At 61.9% G+C, this 18515-nt stretch carries 16 protein-coding genes; 8 read left to right on the forward strand and 8 right to left on the reverse strand.

The features are described from left to right. Positions 1-373 precede the first annotated feature (373 nt). The 5 genes from AC1DUY_RS26645 (at position 374) to AC1DUY_RS26665 (ending at position 7720) form a co-directional block, all read left to right on the forward strand. Positions 374-1570, forward strand: coding sequence for an NAD(P)/FAD-dependent oxidoreductase (locus AC1DUY_RS26645; RefSeq protein WP_478118444.1), 1197 nt, complete (start codon positions 374-376; stop codon positions 1568-1570). 156 nt (positions 1571-1726) lie between these two features. After that, entirely contained in the window at positions 1727-2584 is an 858-nt protein-coding gene (locus AC1DUY_RS26650; protein WP_478118228.1) for an FAD binding domain-containing protein, read from the forward strand. Beyond that, positions 2581-4935, forward strand: coding sequence for a xanthine dehydrogenase family protein molybdopterin-binding subunit (locus AC1DUY_RS26655; RefSeq protein ID WP_478118230.1), 2355 nt, complete (start codon positions 2581-2583; stop codon positions 4933-4935). Before AC1DUY_RS26650 ends, AC1DUY_RS26655 begins: the two co-directional genes overlap by 4 nt. After that, positions 4932-5411, forward strand: coding sequence for a (2Fe-2S)-binding protein (locus AC1DUY_RS26660; protein ID WP_089267129.1), 480 nt, complete (start codon positions 4932-4934; stop codon positions 5409-5411). The genes AC1DUY_RS26655 and AC1DUY_RS26660 overlap by 4 nt, the downstream gene beginning before the upstream one ends. Next, positions 5408-7720, forward strand: coding sequence for a xanthine dehydrogenase family protein molybdopterin-binding subunit (locus AC1DUY_RS26665; RefSeq protein WP_478118233.1), 2313 nt, complete (start codon positions 5408-5410; stop codon positions 7718-7720). Before AC1DUY_RS26660 ends, AC1DUY_RS26665 begins: the two co-directional genes overlap by 4 nt. Here AC1DUY_RS26665 and AC1DUY_RS26670 read toward each other — a convergent pair whose 3' ends face one another. From AC1DUY_RS26670 to AC1DUY_RS26705, 8 genes are all read right to left on the reverse strand, one after another. Next, a complete protein-coding gene (locus AC1DUY_RS26670; RefSeq protein ID WP_478118235.1) occupies positions 7721-8182 on the reverse strand; it encodes a MarR family winged helix-turn-helix transcriptional regulator in 462 nt (153 codons plus the stop codon). A gap of 69 nt (positions 8183-8251) precedes the next feature. After that, a complete protein-coding gene (locus AC1DUY_RS26675) occupies positions 8252-8980 on the reverse strand; it encodes an ABC transporter ATP-binding protein (RefSeq protein ID WP_092151506.1) in 729 nt (242 codons plus the stop codon). Continuing rightward, positions 8980-9747 (reverse strand): ABC transporter ATP-binding protein, encoded by a 768-nt coding sequence (locus tag AC1DUY_RS26680; protein WP_478118237.1) that lies wholly within the window; start codon positions 9745-9747, stop codon positions 8980-8982. The genes AC1DUY_RS26675 and AC1DUY_RS26680 overlap by 1 nt, the downstream gene beginning before the upstream one ends. Then, positions 9744-11642 carry an ABC transporter permease gene (locus tag AC1DUY_RS26685; protein ID WP_478118239.1) on the reverse strand — a complete coding sequence of 633 codons (1899 nt, stop codon included), beginning with the start codon at positions 11640-11642 and terminating at the stop codon, positions 9744-9746. The genes AC1DUY_RS26680 and AC1DUY_RS26685 overlap by 4 nt, the downstream gene beginning before the upstream one ends. Before the next feature lie 70 nt (positions 11643-11712). After that, positions 11713-12933 carry an ABC transporter substrate-binding protein gene (locus AC1DUY_RS26690; RefSeq protein WP_120291209.1) on the reverse strand — a complete coding sequence of 407 codons (1221 nt, stop codon included), beginning with the start codon at positions 12931-12933 and terminating at the stop codon, positions 11713-11715. A gap of 305 nt (positions 12934-13238) precedes the next feature. Further along, a complete protein-coding gene (locus AC1DUY_RS26695; protein WP_089267123.1) occupies positions 13239-14048 on the reverse strand; it encodes an SDR family NAD(P)-dependent oxidoreductase in 810 nt (269 codons plus the stop codon). A 52-nt stretch (positions 14049-14100) separates the two neighbouring features. Further along, on the reverse strand, positions 14101-14889 hold the full coding sequence (locus AC1DUY_RS26700; RefSeq protein ID WP_309944567.1) for an enoyl-CoA hydratase-related protein: 789 nt from the start codon (positions 14887-14889) through the stop codon (positions 14101-14103). A gap of 3 nt (positions 14890-14892) precedes the next feature. Further along, positions 14893-15753: an alpha/beta fold hydrolase gene (locus AC1DUY_RS26705; protein ID WP_478118242.1), complete on the reverse strand. Its 861-nt coding sequence runs from the start codon at positions 15751-15753 to the stop codon at positions 14893-14895. A gap of 186 nt (positions 15754-15939) precedes the next feature. Between AC1DUY_RS26705 and AC1DUY_RS26710 the strand changes: the two genes are divergently transcribed. The 3 genes from AC1DUY_RS26710 (at position 15940) to AC1DUY_RS26720 (ending at position 18504) form a co-directional block, all read left to right on the forward strand. Next, the gene (locus AC1DUY_RS26710) at positions 15940-16920 is read left to right on the forward strand and encodes an ABC transporter substrate-binding protein (RefSeq protein ID WP_478118244.1); all 981 of its coding nucleotides are present in this window, start codon (positions 15940-15942) and stop codon (positions 16918-16920) included. Positions 16921-16981: 61 nt separating this feature from the next. Then, entirely contained in the window at positions 16982-17725 is a 744-nt protein-coding gene (locus AC1DUY_RS26715; RefSeq protein WP_478118246.1) for an ABC transporter permease, read from the forward strand. Continuing rightward, positions 17722-18504, forward strand: coding sequence for an ABC transporter ATP-binding protein (locus AC1DUY_RS26720; protein WP_478118247.1), 783 nt, complete (start codon positions 17722-17724; stop codon positions 18502-18504). Before AC1DUY_RS26715 ends, AC1DUY_RS26720 begins: the two co-directional genes overlap by 4 nt. The last annotated feature ends 11 nt before the right edge of the window (positions 18505-18515 follow it).

Below are 18515 nucleotides of genomic sequence, written 5' to 3' on the forward strand. Positions count from 1 at the left end.
CGGTCGCGGCGTCCTTTGAGCAATGAATGAGATAGAAACCACGCTGGAGCGGTAAAGCCCCGGTTGGTCCGGCTCACATCGTCTGGTTTGGTTTGGCGCCTGTTTAACGTCACCGCGCCGATCTTGCTACGGGTATCTAACTCATTGAAATCACTTATCTCTGATCCAAGGTCATAGAGAAGCCGGCTCGGGACCGCGCTGCGGCCTGCGAGAATCTGGAGCAGCCTGCGCACCCGCGCGTTCCCCAGGGAACGGAACAGGACCCGGGAAATTGTCACGTGACTTCAGTACGAGGCGCGGACAGCGCCTTGCTTCCCCAGCCTCATGGTGCCCCATTTCCGATCTCGATCCCGATACCACCGAGCACGCTGATTTGCGCGGCGGACGTTCGCCGTGGTTTGCCGGCCTGCAGCATGCCCCCCGCCAGCCCTTCACCGAAGACATCACATGCGATGCCCTGATCGTCGGCGGCGGTATCACCGGCGCCCTGATGGCCGAGCAACTGACGCGGCAGGGACTGGATGTGGTGATCGTCGATCGCGAATTGCCTGGGCGCGGCAGTACAGTAGCGAGCACGTCGATGCTGCTGTGGGAGATCGATCGATCGCTGCAGGAGCTAACACATCTCTATGGCTATGAGCGCGCCGCGCGTGCCTATCGCGCCAGCTATGACGCCGTCCATGGATTGAAGGCGCTGGTCCGGACGCTCAACCTGCGATGTGACATGCGCGCGAAGGACTCGCTCTATCTTGCCGCAGGCGAGAGTGCCAAAGGGCTGATCGAGGAACACGCGCTTCGCGCGCGCGCCGGCCTGCCCGGCACACTCCTCGATCACAAGACCCTCCTGTCCGAATACGACATTGCCCGGGCGGGTGCCATCATCTCGCCGGACTCGGCAGATTCCGATCCATTGCAACTGGCGCTGGGGCTGCTGAATGTCGCGACAGCGCGCGGCGCGCGATTATTCGAGGCGGAGACGGCCACGTTTGACTCCGCAGGCCACGCCGTCGGCGTTCAGTTGACGGACGGCCACACCATCGAGGCCCGCCACGTCGTGCTGGCCACCGGCTATGTGATGCCCGATATCGTGCACACAACGGTACAGAAACCCTCTTCGAGCTGGGCGATCGCGACGAAGCCGCAGCCGGACAGACTCTGGCGCGACGGCGTGCTGATTTGGGAAGACAGCAAGGATTATCTCTACGCCCGAACCACCGCATCCGGCCGCATCATCATCGGCGGCGAAGACAGCGACGAGATCATCGATCCCGATGCACGCGATGCCCTGATACCTGCCAAGGCACGTGCGCTGAAGGAGAAGCTCGCATCACTCTGGCCACGCGCCGAACTTGCCATCGACTATCGCTGGGCCGGCACTTTCGACACCACGCGCGATGGCCTGCCGCTGATCGGACCCGTGCCCGGCCATCCGCATCTCTATGCCGCCTATGGTTATGGCGGGAACGGCATCACCTTCAGTTATCTTGCAGCGCAACTGATCGGCGGGATGATCGCGGGCAAACGCTCGCCATTGCTGGATGACTTCGCGCTGCAGCGCGATATCGCCTGAAACTTAGCGCGCTCGACTCGGCGAATTCAGCTATCCCCGTGTGATCAAAACGCAGGCGGCGAACGCCCCGTTTTGCGTCAGCGACACTGATTGACTTCCAAAAGACGATTGTTAGCATACAAGTGAATTTTGGCCCTCCTGCCCGGGGTTTTCCATATGAAGCCGGCGCCGTTCACGCGACACGTCCCACGCACCGTGGATGAAGTTGTGAGTGCATTGGCCGAGTTTGCGCCGCTCGATGGCCGCATTCTGGCGGGCGGCCAGAGCCTGGTGCCGATCATGGCGTTCCGCATGGCGCGGCCAGCACACTTGATCGATATCAATGAGGTCGAAGGGCTCGACCGCCTCGCTGTCGACGGCGACTATCTCTCGATTGGCGCGCGGGTGCGCCACGGCGCATTCCACAAGCCTGTCATCGACGGTCCGCTCGGTAAGCTCCTCGCTTTCGTGGTCAGCCACATCGCGCATTATCCAATCCGCATGCGCGGCACGTTTTGCGGCAGCCTCGCCCATGCCGACCCTGCATCGGAATGGTGCCTCGTCGCGGCAACACTGGACGCCAGTCTGGTGGTGAAGAGCGTGCGTGGCGAACGCATCGTGCCGGTCACCGATTTCCTCGAAGGCATCATGTCGACATCGCTGGCCGAGGATGAGTTCCTCGCCGAAGCGCGCTTGCCGCTGCTGCCCGACGATACCAAATTCGGCTTCTATGAATTCAGCCGCCGTGCGGGCGATTTTGCGATGTCTGCCGCACTCGTTACCTATCGTCTCGTCGATGGCGTGATCGCCCATGCGCATGTCGGCATCGGCGGTGCCGAGGATCGCGCGCGACGCATTCTCGAAGCCGAAGATGTCTTGAACGGTAACGCGCCCTCGCCGGACCTGTTCGTCGCCGCCGGTGAAGCCGCAGCGAATGCAATCGAACCCCTGGAGGATATTCAGACCACGGCCGAATATCGCTGCGATCTGGTCCGCGCCGTGACGCGCCGCGCGCTGGAGCGGTCGACGCAATGACGATCCACACCAAGGGCACCGGCACGACCTGGGTTGGGCGCTCGATCCGCCGGCTCGAGGATCCCGCCCTCGTCACCGGTCGCGGCCGCTTCACTGCCGATATGCCCGCCACACACTGGGTGCGCTTCGTCCGCAGCAGCGTGGCCGCCGGAACGATCGAGAATATCACGGCACCGGAGGGCGCAGGCATCGTCACGGCCAAGGACCTCGCAAAGCTGAAGCCGATCCGGCCCATGCTGAGCAAGTTCAACTATGTCGCCGTGGGTCAGCCGATCCTTGCCGATGGAGTCGTGCGGTTCACAGGTGAGTCCATCGCGGCCGTCTACGCGCCGAGCAAGGATCAGGCGGAGGACATTGCCGATCAGGTCGAGGTCGCAATATCCGAAGGCGCACCGCTGATCGATGCGATGGATGCGCTTGCCGAAGATGCTCCGCTGGTTCACGCCGACACCGACCACAACGTGATCGTCGAGGGTCGCATCGCGACACCCGGCTTCGAGGATATCTGGAAGACCGCACACAAGGTGCTGCATGTTGAAGCGCGCTCGCACCGTCAGAATGCGACGCCGATGGAGGCCCGCGCAGGTCATGCCTCCTATGACGGATCGACCGGGCGGGTGACGCTGACCTGCACCACCCAGATGCCGCATCTGACGCGCACCGCTATCTGTGACATCCTCGTCATTCCCGAATCCGATTTGCGCGTCGTCGCGCCCGACGTCGGCGGCGGCTTCGGCCAGAAGATGTCGCTGGCGCCGGAATATGTGCTGCTGGTGTGGCTGGCGCGCAAACTACGCAGCTCCGTGGCCTGGACCGAGGATCGCCGCGAAAACCTGATTGCGAGCTTTCACAGCCGCGATCAACATGTGCAGCTCGAAGGCGCATTCGACAAGAGCGGCAAGCTGCTCGCTTTGCGCGGCGACATTGTCGCCAATATCGGCGCCTATTCCTGTTTCCCGACAACCTGCGGCGTCGAGCCCTTGATGGCGCTGGCCGAACTCCCCGGCCCCTATGACGTCCGCGCCTATGATTGTCGCTCGCGCGGCGTGATGACCAATACCTGTCCGATGGCGCCCTATCGCGGTGTCTCGCGGCCGGTCATCACCTTCGTGCTCGAACGTCTCATGGACAAGGCGGCCGCCGCCTTCGACATCGAGCCCACCGAACTGCGCCGCCGCAATCTGATCGACAAGTTCCCCTACACGTCGGCGACCGGGCTCGTCTTCGATGACGGTAGCTACAAGGAAACCATGGAGATGGCCATCAAGGCCATCGACCTCGACGCATTCCGCAAGCGCCAGAAGATCGCGCGCGATGCCGGCCGCTATCTCGGTATCGGCTTTGCCACCTTCTCCGAGCGTACTGGCTATGGCAGCCCGGCTTTCGCGGCACGCGGGATGGAGATCACTCCGGGCTTCGAGACCGTGTATCTGACCATCGATCCCTCGGGCTTCGTCGAAGCGCGGATCGGCTCGTCGCCGCATGGCCAGGGACTGCGCACATCACTGGCGCAGATCATCGCCGACGAGATCGGCATCGATCCGGAATTCATCAAGGTCGTTCACGGCGACACAGACCGCTCGCCCTATGGCTGGGGCACGTTTGCCAGCCGCTCTCTGGTGCTGTCGGGCGGCGCCAGCCTGCTCGCCGCGCAAAAGATCCGCGCCAAACTGCTGAAGATGGCGAGCCATCTGCTGGAAGCCGCGCCCGAGGACATCACGCTGCAATCCGGATCGGCGCATGTCATCGGCACCGATCGCTCCGTCACCATCGCGTCGATGGCGCGTGCGGCCTATCACCAGACCCACATCTTCAAGGGCGAGATCGAACCGGGCCTCACCGAGACCGGCACCTACGATCCGTCGGGCACCTTCTCCAACGCCTGCCATGTCGCGATTGTCGAGGTCGATATCGAGACCGGCCGCGTCGAGATGGAGAAATTTCTGGTCGCGGAGGATGCCGGGCTGATCATCAATCCGATGATCGCCGATGGTCAGGTCCATGGCGGGGTCGCTCAGGGCATCGGCAACGCGCTGCTGGAAGAGATCATCTATGACGAGACCGGCAACATCCTGACCAGCACGCTGGCGGATTTCCTACCGCCGACGACGCACGAAATTCCCGAGATCGAGTTGCATCACATCGAGACCCTGACCGGTAACTCCATCACCAAGGCCAAGGGCCTCGGCGAAGGCGGCGCCATCGGCGCGCCGGCAGCGGTGATCTCCGCAATCAACGACGCGTTGTCCTGCTTCGGAATCTCCATCGACGAAATGCCGGCAACGCCGCAGCGCATTCGTGCGGCGCTGCGCGCAAGCGGAAAATTGCCAAGCAACGGAAAACTTGCATGAGCGACAAGACCGACATCACCCTCATCATCAACGGCCAGTCCCACGCCATCTGCGTCGAGTCGCGCCGGACCCTCGCCGACGCGATCCGCGAGGATTGCGGTCAAACGGGTACGCATATCGGCTGTGAGCACGGCGTGTGCGGCGCCTGCACGGTGCTGGTGAATGGCGAACCGGTGCGCTCCTGCCTGATGTTTGCGCAGCAGGCGGACGGCAAGCAGATCCGCACCGTCGAAGGCCTCGCCGATGGCGACGAGATGCATCCGATGCAGCGCGCCTTCATGGAGAACCACGGCCTGCAATGCGGCTTCTGCACACCCGGCTTCCTGATGCTTGCCGTCGGCGTGCTGGAGCGCGAACCGGATATTTCCGACCATGATCTGGTCGACGTGCTGTCGTCGAATCTGTGCCGCTGTACCGGCTACCAGAACATCATCAAGGCGGTCCGCGCCGCCGCGGTGGAGATGCGCCAGTCGTGACTGCTGCCGCCAAACCGGGACTGGTTGGCCAATCCGTCACTCGCAAGGAAGACGGCCCGCTGCTGCGCGGCCAGGGCAAGTTTGCCGCCGATATCAATTTCCCGAACCAACTCCATATGCGTGTGGTGCGCTCGACCTACGCCCACGGCAATATCGTCTCGGTCGATCTCGCGCCGGCGCTCGCCATTCCCGGCGTGGTCGCCGCATGGAGCTTTGCCGATGTCTCCGAGATCCCGCCAATCGACTTTCGCCTGACCCGGCTGGAGCAGCTCGCCGCCTATCGCCAGACTATTCTGGCCAAGGACAAGGTGCGCTATGTCGGCGATCCCGTCGCCGTCGTGTTCGCCGAAGACCCCTATCTCGCCGAAGATGCCGCCGAGCATGTCGACGTCGAGATAGAAGAACTGCCGGTGATCCTTCAGGCCGATGGCGAGGTCGGCGAGTTCCGCGACGGACTACCGACCGAGACCGCGCTGATCGAGAAAGGTTATGGCGACGTCGATGGAGCATTCGCCAATGCGCATGCCATAGTCAGCCTTTCGCTCTCCATCGGCCGTCATTCCGGCGTTCCCCTGGAGACGCGCGGCGCGATCGGCCGCTATATCGCCGAGACCGACATGCTGGAAATGTACGGCGCCGCGAAAGTGCCGCACTGGAATCGCGACCAGCTTGCGAAAATGTTTGGCCGCACCGCTGCCAACACCAATCTGTTCGAGGGCCATGTCGGCGGCGGCTTCGGCATTCGCGGCGAGATGTATCCCGAGGACGTACTGGTGTGTCTGGCCGCGCTGCGCCTCGGCCGCCCGGTAAAATGGATCGAGGATCGCCGCGAGCATCTGATCGCGGCCAATCACTCGCGGCAGCAGACCCATCACATCCGCGCGGCGATCGATCACGACGGCAATATTCTGGCGATCGACAACGAGTTCTTCCACGATCAGGGCGGCTACATGCGCACGCATGCCGCCACCGTGCCCGACCTCGCCGCTGCGATGCTACCCGGCCCCTATCGCATTCCCGCTTATCGCGTGCTCGGCCATATCCGCCTGACCAACAAGACGCCTGGCGGCACCTATCGCGCGCCCGGCCGCTATGAGAGCACTTTCGTGCGCGAACGCTTGCTGGATGCGGTCGCGGCCAAAGTGGGGATCAGCGGCGTCGAGGTCCGTCGCCGTAACCTCATCGCGACCAGCGAGATGCCGGTCACGCGTGCATTGGAAACGCTCGGCACCGACATCGTGCTGGATTCAGGCGACTATCCGAAGTTGCTGGACAAGGCGCTGAATGGCATCGGCTGGGACGACCTGCAGACGCAGATTACGTCGCGGCGCAAGGCAGGCGAACTGGTCGGCTCCGGTGTCGCCATGTTCGTCGAGAAAAGCGGTCTTGGCCCATTCGACGACGTGCGGATCAATGTGGGGACCGACGGGCTCGTGGAAGTCGTCACCGGCGCCGCTTCGGTCGGCCAGGGCGTCGAAACTGTCATCGCTCAGATTTGCGCAGAGAAACTCGGCGCCAGCTATGACAATGTCAGCGTGATCCACGGCCAGACCAACCGTATCGCCAGAGGCCTCGGCGCCTTCGCCTCGCGCGTCTCCGTGATGACAGGCGAAGCGACGCGGCAAGCCGCACTGAAGCTGCGCGACAAGGCTCTCGCGGCCGCAGCTGAATTGATGCAGTTGACGGCCGATCAACTCGACATCGTCGATGGCGAGATTGTCCGCCTTGATGGCAGTACCGGCCCATCGATGACGCTCGGCGAGATCGCAAAGGCGCTCGAACCGGGAGGCAATCTGGTCGGTGATAGCGAACCTGGCCTCTTCGCCGAAGCGTCGTTCGAATCCAAGCATATGACCTACCCATACGGCGTCCATGTCGCCGTGGTCTCGCTGGCGCGCGATACAGGCGGCATCAGCGTCGAGCGGTATCTTGTCGCCTATGACATCGGCAAAGCGATCAACCCGATGCTGGTCGATGGCCAAATCGTTGGCGGCGTGGCCCAAGGCATTGGTGGTGCGCTTTATGAAGAGTTCACCTACGACGACCGCGGTGAACCGCTGGCGGTAACCTTCGCCGACTATCTGATGCCGACGGCCCGCGAAGTACCTGATGTCGAAGTGATCATTTCCGAGGATGCGCCCAGCCCGCTGAACCCGATGGGGCTCAAGGGCGCCGGCGAAGGCGGCACCAATGCCGTCGGCGCAGCGATTGCAGCGGCCATCGACGACGCGCTCGGCCAGCCCGGCGCCATCACGCAGCTGCCGGTCTCGCCGCAACGGATCAAGGCGCTGCTCAATAGCAAAATGTGATCAGGTAATCTTCTTCAGCAACCGCGTCAGCGTGCGCTGCTCTTCGGCCGTCAACGGTCGCAGCGTCTTGGCGCTGACCTCCGCGGCGACGCGGATGGCGGCATCGACCACACGGGTGCCCTTCTCGGTCAAAGACACAGCACGACGGCGACGATCCGTGGGATCGCTGCCGGTGGTGATGAAGCCGCGCAGGCCCAGCCGATCCACTACCCCCTTGATGGTCGCGGCATCGAGAAAGACCAGCCGCCCCAGATGGTTCTGTGAACTCGGGCCGACCTCATGCAGCTTCGCCAGCACGGCGAATTGCGTCTGGGTCAGATCCTCGATCATGTTGGACATGAAGATGGAGGTGTGGCGCTGCATCGCCACGCGCATCAGGAAGCCGACCTGGGAGTCGAGGACATAGTCCGGCGGCGTCTCCGCGGCCGGAAGGGCCTTCAGCTTGGTCGGTTTCTGCGCCATGTCGTCCCCGATGATCTCCTGCTAGTTATGAACGATCTTCGGTTGCCGCGACAGTTGAAGTTTTGGTCGTTACACCGTCAAATAAGCGCGTTGAATGTCAATATTCTCCGCCAGCTCGGCCATCGTGCCATTCCATTGGATCTGGCCCTTTTCGAGGACATAGGCCCTGTCCGAGACCAGTTCGGCAAAATGCACATTCTGCTCCGACAGCAGGATCGACACCCCCGCCTTCTTGAGCTCAAGAATGGTGTTGGCCATCAGCTCGACGATCAGGGGGGCGACGCCTTCGGACGGTTCATCAAGCAGGATCAGCAGCGGATTGCCCATCAGCGTCCGCGCCACGGTGAGCATCTGCTGTTCGCCGCCGCTCATCCGGCCGCCCGGACGGTTCGGCATTTCACCGAGATTGGGAAACAGCGCCAGCAACTTCTCCTCGGTCCAGACCGGCGCCGGCACGCCGTCGCTGAACTTGCGTGGCGGCTGACGGCCGATATCGAGATTTTCCAGCACCGTCAGGTCGGAGAAAATACGACGGTCTTCCGGCGTGAAGCCGAGGCCGAGCCGCGCGATCTCGTAAGGCTGCCGACCGGAGATATCGTGGCCATCGAACCGGATCTTGCCGGTAGACTGCGCCATCAGGCCCATGATGGCCTTCATGGTCGTGGTCTTGCCGGCGCCGTTGCGGCCCATCAGTGCCACGACCTCGCCGCGCCCGACATTGAGGCTGAGGTCGTAAAGGATCTGCGCGGCTCCGTAGGACGCACCGAGATTTTCGACCGAGAGCATCGGGGCACTCATCAGTGAGCCTCCGATTTCTGGAAGGTCTTGCCGGTGCCGAAATACACTTCCCTCACCTGCGGATTGTCGCGGATCGATTTCGCATCGCCATCGGCGATCAGCCGTCCGCGCGCCAACACGATGATGCGATCGGCGAAGGCAAAGACAACATCCATCGAATGTTCGGTGAACAGCACGGAGATGCCCTTCTCGATCACCAGACGCTTCACCAGCGCAATCAGGTCGTTGCGCTCCTTGGGCGCCATGCCGGCAGTCGGCTCGTCCATGAGCAGCAGCCGCGGATCGTTGGCGAGCGCAATCGCCAGTTCGACGCGCTTGACGTCGCCATAAGCCAGCTCGCGGCTCGGCCGATCAGCGGCATACTGCATGCCGACCTGGGCCAGCAGCTCCAGCGCGCGCTCGCGATGCAGCGACGATGCCGGCTTCCACAGCCGATAGACCTGATTGGCGTGGGAGATCAGCGCCATCTGCACATTCTCGATAACCGTCATCGAGTTGAAGGTGGCGGCGACCTGAAAGGTACGACCGATACCAAGGCGCCAGATATCGCGTGGCTTCTTGCCGTTGAGCTTCGCCCCCTCGAACCAGATCTCGCCGGAATCCGGCGGCAGCTGGCCGTTGATCATGTTGAAGCAGGTCGACTTGCCGGCGCCATTCGGGCCGATCAGCGCAAGAAACTCGCCGCGCTTGATGTCGAACGACACTTCGTTGACGGCACGCACACCACCGAAGGATTTCGAGAGCGAACGAATGGCGAGGTCGCTCATGATGCGGCCTTCGATGTTGTCTTTCGTCGTGAGATCAGCTTGACGAAGCCGCCGACGATGCCACTCGGGAACGCAAGCACAAGCAGCAGGATGATGCCGCCAAGCAATGCACGCCAGTACTCTGTCGAACGCATCATGAAATCCTGCAGCACCGCATATACGGAGGCGCCGACGATTGGGCCGGTCAGCGTCTGGATGCCACCGAGGAGAACCATGACGAGACCATCAATGGAGCGGCTGACGCCAATGGTCTCCGGCGAAATCGAGCCCTTGGCGAAGGCGAACAATCCACCAGCGATGCCGCAGATGCCGCCGGCAATGGCGAAGGCAAGCCAGTGCACGCGCTTGACGTCGAGACCGATCGCTTCGGCGCGCAAGGGAGAGTCACGCCCTGCCCGCATCGCGTAACCGAATGGCGCGAACAGGAATTTGCGGAGCAGCAACACCCCGAGCGCAGCGAGTGCGAGTGTCAGGAAATAGAATGCTCCACGGCTGTCGAATGGCGCCGACGGCCACACCCCGAGCACGCCGTTGGAGCCACCTGTGAGTGTTTCCCATTGGAACACGGCCGCCCATACGATCTGGGCGAAGGCGAGTGTGAGCATCGCCAGATAGACACCGGACAGTCGCACAGCGAACCAGCCGAACAGCAGCGCGCCGACCAGCGCCAGCACTGGCGCGGCGGCCAGTGCGAGCCCCATCGGCGCAGCAAACCATTTCACCAGCAGCGCTGCGCCGTAAGCACCGAGGCCGAAATAGGCCGCGTGGCCGAAGGAATGCATACCGCCCGGCCCCATGATGAAATGCAGGCTGGTCGCGAACAGCACGGCGATCAACACGTCGATGCCGAGCACTAGCGTATAGGGCGAACTCTTGGCGATCAGTGGCAGGCACACGAGAACGACAAGAAGGATGAGGCCAGCGATCTTTGTGGCCGCAGTCGCCGGACGTAGCGGCTCTTCAGGCTCGGCGACACTGCGCACGGCTACCTGCTCCCGACCGAGCAGACCATATGGTCGCGCAATCAGCACTGCAGCCATCACGAGGAATTCAGCCACCAGCGTGAGCTTCGAGAAGTTCACCGTGAAGCCGCCGAAATTGACCACGCCGAGGCCGATGCACAGCGCCTTGACCTCGGCGATGATGACCGCCGCGAGATAGGCGCCGGAGATCGAACCCATGCCACCGACCACGACGACGACGAAGGCGTCGCCGATCACGATCAGGTCGGTCGCCAGCGTTGCCGGCTCGCGCGCAATCTGCAGCGCGCCGCCAAGGCCAGCGAGCAAAGCGCCGAGCGCGAACACGCCCGTGAACAGCATGGCCTGGTTGACGCCGAGCGCGCCCACCATCTCACGGTCCTGCGTGGCCGCGCGCATCAAGCGACCGAAGCGGGTCTTGGCCAGCGCCAGATGCAGCATCCACAGCACGAAGGGGCCGACGAAAATCAGGAAGATATCGTAAGTGGGCAGCCGGCGGCCGAGCACCTCGATGGAGCCGGTCAGGCCTGGCGCGCGCGGGCCAAGCAAATCCTCAGGACCCCAGATCCACAGCGTCGCGTCGTTGATAACGAGCACCAACGCGAAAGTGGCGAGCAATTGAAACAACTCAGGTGCGCGATAGATCCGCCGCAGCAGAAGGATCTCGATCGCAGCGCCAATCAGAGCCACCAGCAATGCGGTCAGAACAATGCCGCCCCAGAAACCCACGGCACCGCCGACCTTGATGGCGATGCTGTAGGCGATATAGGTCCCGATCATATAGAGGGACCCGTGGGCGATATTGACGATCCGGGTGACGCCGAAGATCAGCGACAGCCCAGCGGCCACAAAGAACAGGCCGGAGGCGGCCGACAGGCCGTTCAGTGCCTGAAACAGAAACGCGTTGAAACTCATCGGAGGAATCCCCCTCCCCGCAACGGGCGCGCGGGGAGAGTATCAACGGCGATCATCGTCGTACTTCCTCTTACTCGGTCGCGGGACGGAGCTTCTTCACTTCGGCGTCGCTGGGCAGCACAGATGCACCATCGACATATTTGAAGTCGGCCATGGTGCCCTTGCCGCCTTCAAGCGCGATCTTGCCCACGTAAGCGCCCATCGTCGCCTGATGATCGCTGGCGCGATACATGAACGGACCGAACGGGCTGTCGAGCTTCAGACCTTCGAAGGCCGTAATCAGCTTGTCGGTGTCCGTCGAACCTGCCTTGGCGATACCGGCAGCCAGAGAAGTCATCGTGACATAGCCGACGATCGAACCAAGACGCGGATAATCGTTGTACTTCTTCTGATAGGCCGTCAGGAACGCCAGGTATTCCGGGGTCTTGATCTTGTCCCAGGGATAGCCGGTGACGATCCAGCCGACCGGCGCTTCTTCCTTCACCGGATCGAGATATTCCGGTTCGCCCGACAGCAGGCTCACGACGGTGCGATCCTTGAACACGCCACGTGTGGTGCCTTCACGCACCAGCTTGGAGAAGTCCGCGCCGAACAGCACATTGAAGATCGCGTCCGGCTTGGCATCGTCGATGGCCTGCACCACGGCGCCGGCATCGACCTTGCCGAGCGGCGGTGCCTGCTCGGTGACGAATTCGATGTCAGGCTGCTTCGCCTTCATCATTTCCTTGAAGGTCGCGACCGCCGCTTGGCCATATTCGAAGTTCGGATAGACCAGCGCCCAGCGCTTCTTCTTTGCAGCCAGCGCATCCGGCAGCAGCATTGCGACCTGCATATAGGTCGTGGCACGCAGGCGGAACGTATACTTGTTGCCGTTCTGCCAGGTGATCTTGTCAGTCAGCGGTTCTGCAGCGAGGAAGAACACTTTCTTCTTGCCGGCGAATTCAGTCACGGCGAGACCGATATGCGAGAGAAACGTTCCGGCGATGATGTTGACGCCTTCGCGCGTCACCAGCTCATCGGCCACGCGCACTGCATCGCCCGGCGTCGAGCCATCATCGCGCGAGATCACTTCAAGCTTCTTGCCAAGCACGCCGCCCTTGGCATTGATCTGTTCGATCGCCAGCTCCCAGCCCTTCTTGTAGGGATCAAGGAATGCGGTCTGTGTCTTGTAGCTGTTGAGCTCACCGATCTTGATCGTGTCCTGCGCGAGAACCGCGTGGCCGAACGACAATGTCAGTGCGCCGGCCATTGTGCCGGCAATCGCGAGTGAGTGAAGGGAACGAGCCGTCATCATGATCGAACTCCGTTGTGATCGACGTTTGCGATAGAAGTGATTCTCGCCGAAGCCTTCGCAAGAAACGGATCAACCGTTCGCCCTTGCGTCGCTTACAGCCCCATGTTTGCAACGCGAATTAGTTTGTACGCAAATAGTCCGGCGCACCCTCTTCGTTGTCAAGACCGGTCTTGGTGCAACATGCCTAGCACATCGCCGAAGTTTTGATCATCTGATGTCGGTCGATGCGCGCGCATCTGCGACCGAATTTCGCAGAGCTGCGCGGCAGCGATATTCCGCCGCCGCGCGTTCTGTTTTGACGACTACCGGTCGCGGAAGCGATCCATCAGCGCCTTGTCCTGACCGCCATCGATTTCGATCATCGTGCCGTTGGCCATCTGCACGAGTGGTGACGCGAGCATGACGACGAGATTTGCAACTTCCTCGACTTCCGCGATGCGGCCAAGCGGGATCGAGGCCGGCGCAAGCTTGTCGGCTTCCTCGTAGGAGATCTTCATGTCGCGCGACATGGCGTTGACGAGGCCAGCCCAGCGCTCGGTGCGAACCGGGCCCGGATTGACGGCGCAGAACGAGATGTTGTGACGGCCGTACTGACCGGCGAGCGACAGGGTCATGTTCTGACCAGCAGCGTTCGCAGCACCCGGTGCGATTTCCCAATACGATGGCTTGACGCCGTCATTGCCGATCAGATTGACCACGCGGCCACCACCCTGCTTGACCATGATGGGCAGCGCGTAGCGCAGGCAGCGCACATAGCCCATGAATTTGAGCTGCAGCGCCTGTTCCCAGTCGGCTTCGGTGAGCGTCTCGATCACGCCGCCCGGCGCCGAACCGGCATTGTTGATCATCAGATCGATGCTGCCGAGTTCCTTGGCGGCCTTCTCGACGAAAGCCTTGGCATCCGCATCCTTGGTGAGGTCGGCGGTAATCGCGACCACCGTCACCCCGTAGGCGTTGCGGATTTCTTCAGCCGTTTTCTCCAGCGGCTCCATGCGACGGGCGCAGATGGCGACATTGACGCCCTCCTTTGCCAGCGTCATGGCAATCGCCTTGCCGATACCTTCGCTGCCGCCGGTGACGAGAGCGCATTTGCCTTTGAGTTGGAGATCCATGTGCGTGTCCTTCTGAGGTTGGCGGAAATGAAAACGAAAATTCTTAGGTCAATCAGCTTCCTGTAAAGCGCGGGGGTCGTTTCTCGGCAAAGGCCTTGCGGCCTTCGGCGTAGTCGGCGCTGGCGTCCGCCGCGGCATAGAACTGCTCGGCTTCAGCCAGGAGTTCGGCGTTGTTGGTGCTCAGTGCACGGATGGCAGCCTTGGCCGCCTTGATGGTCAGCGGCGCATTGCCCGCGATCTTCCTTGCAAGCTCACCTGCCAGCGATTCAATGTCAGCCTTCGGTGCGATGACATGCACCGCGCCCAGCGCATGAGCGCGTATGGCAGGCAGACGATCCGCCGTGAACAAGACTTGCCGCGTCGCACCGGCGCCGAACACGCGGATAAAGCGCGCGATGCCGCGCGGATCGTAGCCCAGACCAAGCTTGGCGGCGGGTACTGCGAAGAAGGCATCATCCGCAGCAACGCGCATGTCGCAACTCGCAGCAACGGATGACCCGGCACCCATGCAGCCGCCATAGATCAGGCCGATGGTCGGCTGCGGGATCGCCTCGATCGCCAGACAGGTATTCTCGACCAGATCGTCATAGGCCCGGGCATTGCCCTCGCCACTTCGCGCCGTCGCGAAATCCGAGATATCCGCACCGGCGGAGAACATCAGATCGCCTTCGCCGCGGATGACTACAACGCGGATATCCTTGCGTGTCGCGACGTCGCCGGCAAAGGCGGCGATCTTGTTCCACATCGCCGTCGAGATCGCGTTTCGTCGTGCCGGATTGGCCAGACGCAGCGTCGCGATGCCGTCCGCAATATCAATGACGATATCGCCGGGCGTGCTCATCGCTCAGGCCGCCGGCTTGTGCGACATCCAGCGACCGGATTCGGCCGCTGGGAAAAGCTCGGCCAGCGCTGCATTGAATGCCGCCGGCTCTTCGCTGGTGATGGTATGGCCGGCACGCGGCAGTACCAGAAGACCTGCTGTCGGCACCGTACGCTTGAGAAAGATGCTGGGATCGAGGCACCAATCGTCCTCATCGCCAACGATGATCAGCAGTGGCGGCGTGAATGTCTCGAGTAGCGGCTTCATCTCCCACAGCATCGGCCGCTTGGCCTGCAACTCGCGCATGGTCAGCGCGTGCCCGACCGGCGAATGATCCGCGAGCATCCGCGCAAACTCGGCGAAACCACGCGGGTCCTTGTTCTTGTGCGTCTGACGCGTTGCACCATCGGCATAGCGCGCTGCAGCGGTCGGAAAATCGACCGTCTCGAACATTTTTGCGGTTTCGCGCGAGGCTGCACGGCCCTGCTCCACAAAAGCAGGATCGGGGCTGGAGCCGTAGCCGCAGCTCGCAGCCGTCACCGACAAGCAACGATCGGGATAATGAATGCCGACATGCAGCGCCGTCGACGCGCCCATGGAATGGCCGACGATATGCGCCTTGTCGATCTTCAGTGCATCCATCAATGCGATGACGTCATCGCGTGCAATATCCTGGCCGTAACGCGCGGGATCGGTCGGTACATCCGATGGCGGATAACCGCGCTGGCTGTAGGTGACGCAACGATAGGAGCGCGAGAAGTAACGAAGCTGCGGCTCCCAGGTGCGGTAATCCCCCGCATACTCATGGACGAAAACCACAGGACTCCCGGTGCCGACTTCCTCATAATAGAGTTGCGTCCCGTCGGGCGTCGTCACGTGCGGCATCGTCGCCTCCTGCAGTCAGAGCAGATTTCATTTGCACACAAACGAAATGCTAGTAGCGTTATTTCACGACTGCAAGAGGATTTAGTGGATTCAATTTTGGCATATCATTTGCTTACAAACAAATATCGCAACGCCGCATAAACCGATCGAAAAGCCACGCGCCACAACGTTTCTTGAGGAGATGTCATGACCGGTCTTTCGCGACGCGCCTTCACAATGGGCACGGCTGCTACGCTGATGAGCAGCGCGCTCGCAACAAATTCGCAGGCGCAGGCGCCGACAAAAATCCGCGTGGGTAGCCTGACACTTCCCGTCTTCGCGCCGATCATCATCAACATCATGAAGGCGCAGAAGTTCGATACCAAGAACAGTTTCGAGGCCGAAGTTCAGGTCTACCCTTCCTTCTCCTCTTATTATGCGGGCCTCGCCACCGGCGAAATCGACACGCTGATCGGCGGGCCCACCTACTTCCAGAAGCTGCGCCTCGAAGGCGTGCCGCTGCAAATCGTCGCAACAGGTGCCACGCTCGCCGATCTCGTCATCATCACCAAGGACCCGGCCATCAAGTCGCTGGCCGACCTCAAAGGCAAGCAACTCGCCGCCGACATGGGCAGCGGGCAATTCCAGATCCTGTCGATCTACGCGAAATCCAAAAAGATGGACCTCGCCAAGGACATGACATTGGTCAACGCGAACTTCGCTGTAGCGCGTGCGCAGCTTGCCGCCGGCCGCGTCGATGCCGCGATGATCATCGAGCCGATCGCCACCATGATGATGAAGGACGATCCGTCGCTGAAGATCATCTTCAACGCCAATGACGGATGGAAGGAGATTGCGGGCACCACCGGCTGGGAGCTGGTCTATGCCATGCGCGAGGATACCATCAAGAAAGCCCCGGATGCGCCGAAGAAGTTCGTCGCGGCGCTGGCGGACGTCACCAAATATCTGCGCAGCGATCCGGATGGTGCTGACAAGATCGCAGTCGAGACTGTCAAACTCCCCCCCGGCATCTTGAAGGAAGCCGTGCTCGCCAAGCGCTGGGACTTCGACGCCAGGCCAGCCTGGGACGCCACCGAACGCAAGAGCATCTGGGATACGTTCGAGCGCGCCGTCGCCGCCGGCTTCCATCCAAAGCTGCCTGACGAAGCGATCATCTATGCCCCCTGACGAGCCGAGACCTGCCACGCCATTCGAGGAACCGATCTTCGAAAGGTCACCGCGAAGCCTGATGATCTCCAGCCTGCCGCGCGAGACGATCATATCGATCGTACTCTTCGCAGCGGTCTGGCAGGTCATGTCCTATCTGGCACCGTCGCTGGGCATCCCCGCTTTCGCGATCCCGGGCCTCGGCCGTATTGCGGAAAGCCTGACCAAGATCACCCCGCTCGACGTCGCAGTGACGCTCGGCCGCGTGTTGCTGTCGCTGGTCGTGTCATTCGTCATCGGACTACTGGTGGCAGTGCTGATGTATCTGTCCGAGAGTGTCGAGAAATATCTGCGCCCAATGGTGCGGATCCTGATGGCCGTGCCGGTCGTCTCCTGGATCCTCTTCGCGGTGCTGTGGTTCAAGGGCGTCGAGTTTCGCATCGTCTTCGTGCTGGTGGTGGTTTGCGCGCCGGTTTTTACCGTCGACGCCCTCGACAACATGCGCGAAGTGTCGCGCGATCTGAAGCAGATGATCCGCTCCTTCCGGCCGACGCCGTTGCAGTTCTTTCACAAGCTGATGCTGCCGGCGATCACGCCGGGGATCATCACGAGCTGGAAGATCACACTCAGCCTGGCCATCCGCGTCGTGACCATCGCTGAACTGGTAGGTGCGGTAACCGGCATCGGGCATCAGCTCTCGGTCGCCCAGGAATTATTCTCGGTGGCCGACGTGTTTGYCTGGACGCTGGTGCTGGTCGTGCTGCTGTTCTTCCTCGAGGCATTGCTCGTCAGGCTCGAAACGCACGTATTGCGGTGGCGGGCATGACGGCAGCTTCAGCGCCCATCGAGATCGCCGGCCTGCGCAAGGTCTTCCGCCAGACCACATCGGGTCAATCGATTACGGCCATCGACCAGTTGTCGCTGCGGATTGATCCCGGCGAACTCATCGCCATAGTCGGCAAGACCGGCTGCGGAAAGTCAACGCTGTTCGATCTGTTGATCGGCCTCGAACATCCCACCGCCGGCAGCATCACCATCGGCGGAAAAACACCCTATGACGACTTCAACGCCTTCCGCGGCAAGATCGCGACGATCTTCCAGCAGGACCGGCTGTTTCCGTGGCGCTCCGCACTCGACAACGTCAAGCTCCCACTCGAACTGATCGGCAACGCTGAAGATGTTCAGCAGGAGCGCGCGATGACCTGGCTGAAGCGGCTGGGATTGGAAAAATTCGCGAACGCCTATCCACGTGAACTCTCCGGCGGCATGCGGCAACGCGTGGCCATCGCTCGAGCTTTCGCCGTGCAGCCGGAAATTCTACTGGCGGATGAGTCTTTCAGTGCGCTCGATGAAGTCACCGCCAACGAGCTGCGCAAGACCTTCGTCGATCTGGCACGGGAGTTCAAATCGACCGCGATCCTGATTACGCATCAGCTCGAAGAGGCCATGGCGGTGGGCGACCGCATCGTCGTGTTCGGCAAGTCAGCGGCGCTTTTGGCGGACGTGCGAATGTCGGACTGGGATCGTGCGGACTATCCCCTGCTCCGCGAGGCGATTCAGAATACACTGCAGGCAAATGCGCCAGATGCGAGGCTGAGGCGCTAGACAACGATCCA

Source organism: Tardiphaga sp. P4_G1, assembly GCF_056401215.1.

Bases quoted from the DNA above. Each gene is read 5' to 3' on its own strand.
- AC1DUY_RS26710 (WP_478118244.1), top strand. From the start codon at position 15,940: ATGACCGGTCTTTCGCGACGCGCCTTCACAATGGGCACGGCTGCTACG.
- AC1DUY_RS26660 (WP_089267129.1), top strand. From the start codon at position 4,932: ATGAGCGACAAGACCGACATCACCCTCATCATCAACGGCCAGTCCCAC.
- AC1DUY_RS26690 (WP_120291209.1), bottom strand. From the start codon at position 12,933: ATGACGGCTCGTTCCCTTCACTCACTCGCGATTGCCGGCACAATGGCC.
- AC1DUY_RS26700 (WP_309944567.1), bottom strand. From the start codon at position 14,889: ATGAGCACGCCCGGCGATATCGTCATTGATATTGCGGACGGCATCGCG.
- AC1DUY_RS26670 (WP_478118235.1), bottom strand. From the start codon at position 8,182: ATGGCGCAGAAACCGACCAAGCTGAAGGCCCTTCCGGCCGCGGAGACG.
- AC1DUY_RS26655 (WP_478118230.1), top strand. From the start codon at position 2,581: ATGACGATCCACACCAAGGGCACCGGCACGACCTGGGTTGGGCGCTCG.
- AC1DUY_RS26720 (WP_478118247.1), top strand. From the start codon at position 17,722: ATGACGGCAGCTTCAGCGCCCATCGAGATCGCCGGCCTGCGCAAGGTC.
- AC1DUY_RS26705 (WP_478118242.1), bottom strand. From the start codon at position 15,753: ATGCCGCACGTGACGACGCCCGACGGGACGCAACTCTATTATGAGGAA.
- AC1DUY_RS26680 (WP_478118237.1), bottom strand. From the start codon at position 9,747: ATGAGCGACCTCGCCATTCGTTCGCTCTCGAAATCCTTCGGTGGTGTG.
- AC1DUY_RS26650 (WP_478118228.1), top strand. From the start codon at position 1,727: ATGAAGCCGGCGCCGTTCACGCGACACGTCCCACGCACCGTGGATGAA.
- AC1DUY_RS26685 (WP_478118239.1), bottom strand. From the start codon at position 11,642: ATGAGTTTCAACGCGTTTCTGTTTCAGGCACTGAACGGCCTGTCGGCC.
- AC1DUY_RS26675 (WP_092151506.1), bottom strand. From the start codon at position 8,980: ATGAGTGCCCCGATGCTCTCGGTCGAAAATCTCGGTGCGTCCTACGGA.
- AC1DUY_RS26695 (WP_089267123.1), bottom strand. From the start codon at position 14,048: ATGGATCTCCAACTCAAAGGCAAATGCGCTCTCGTCACCGGCGGCAGC.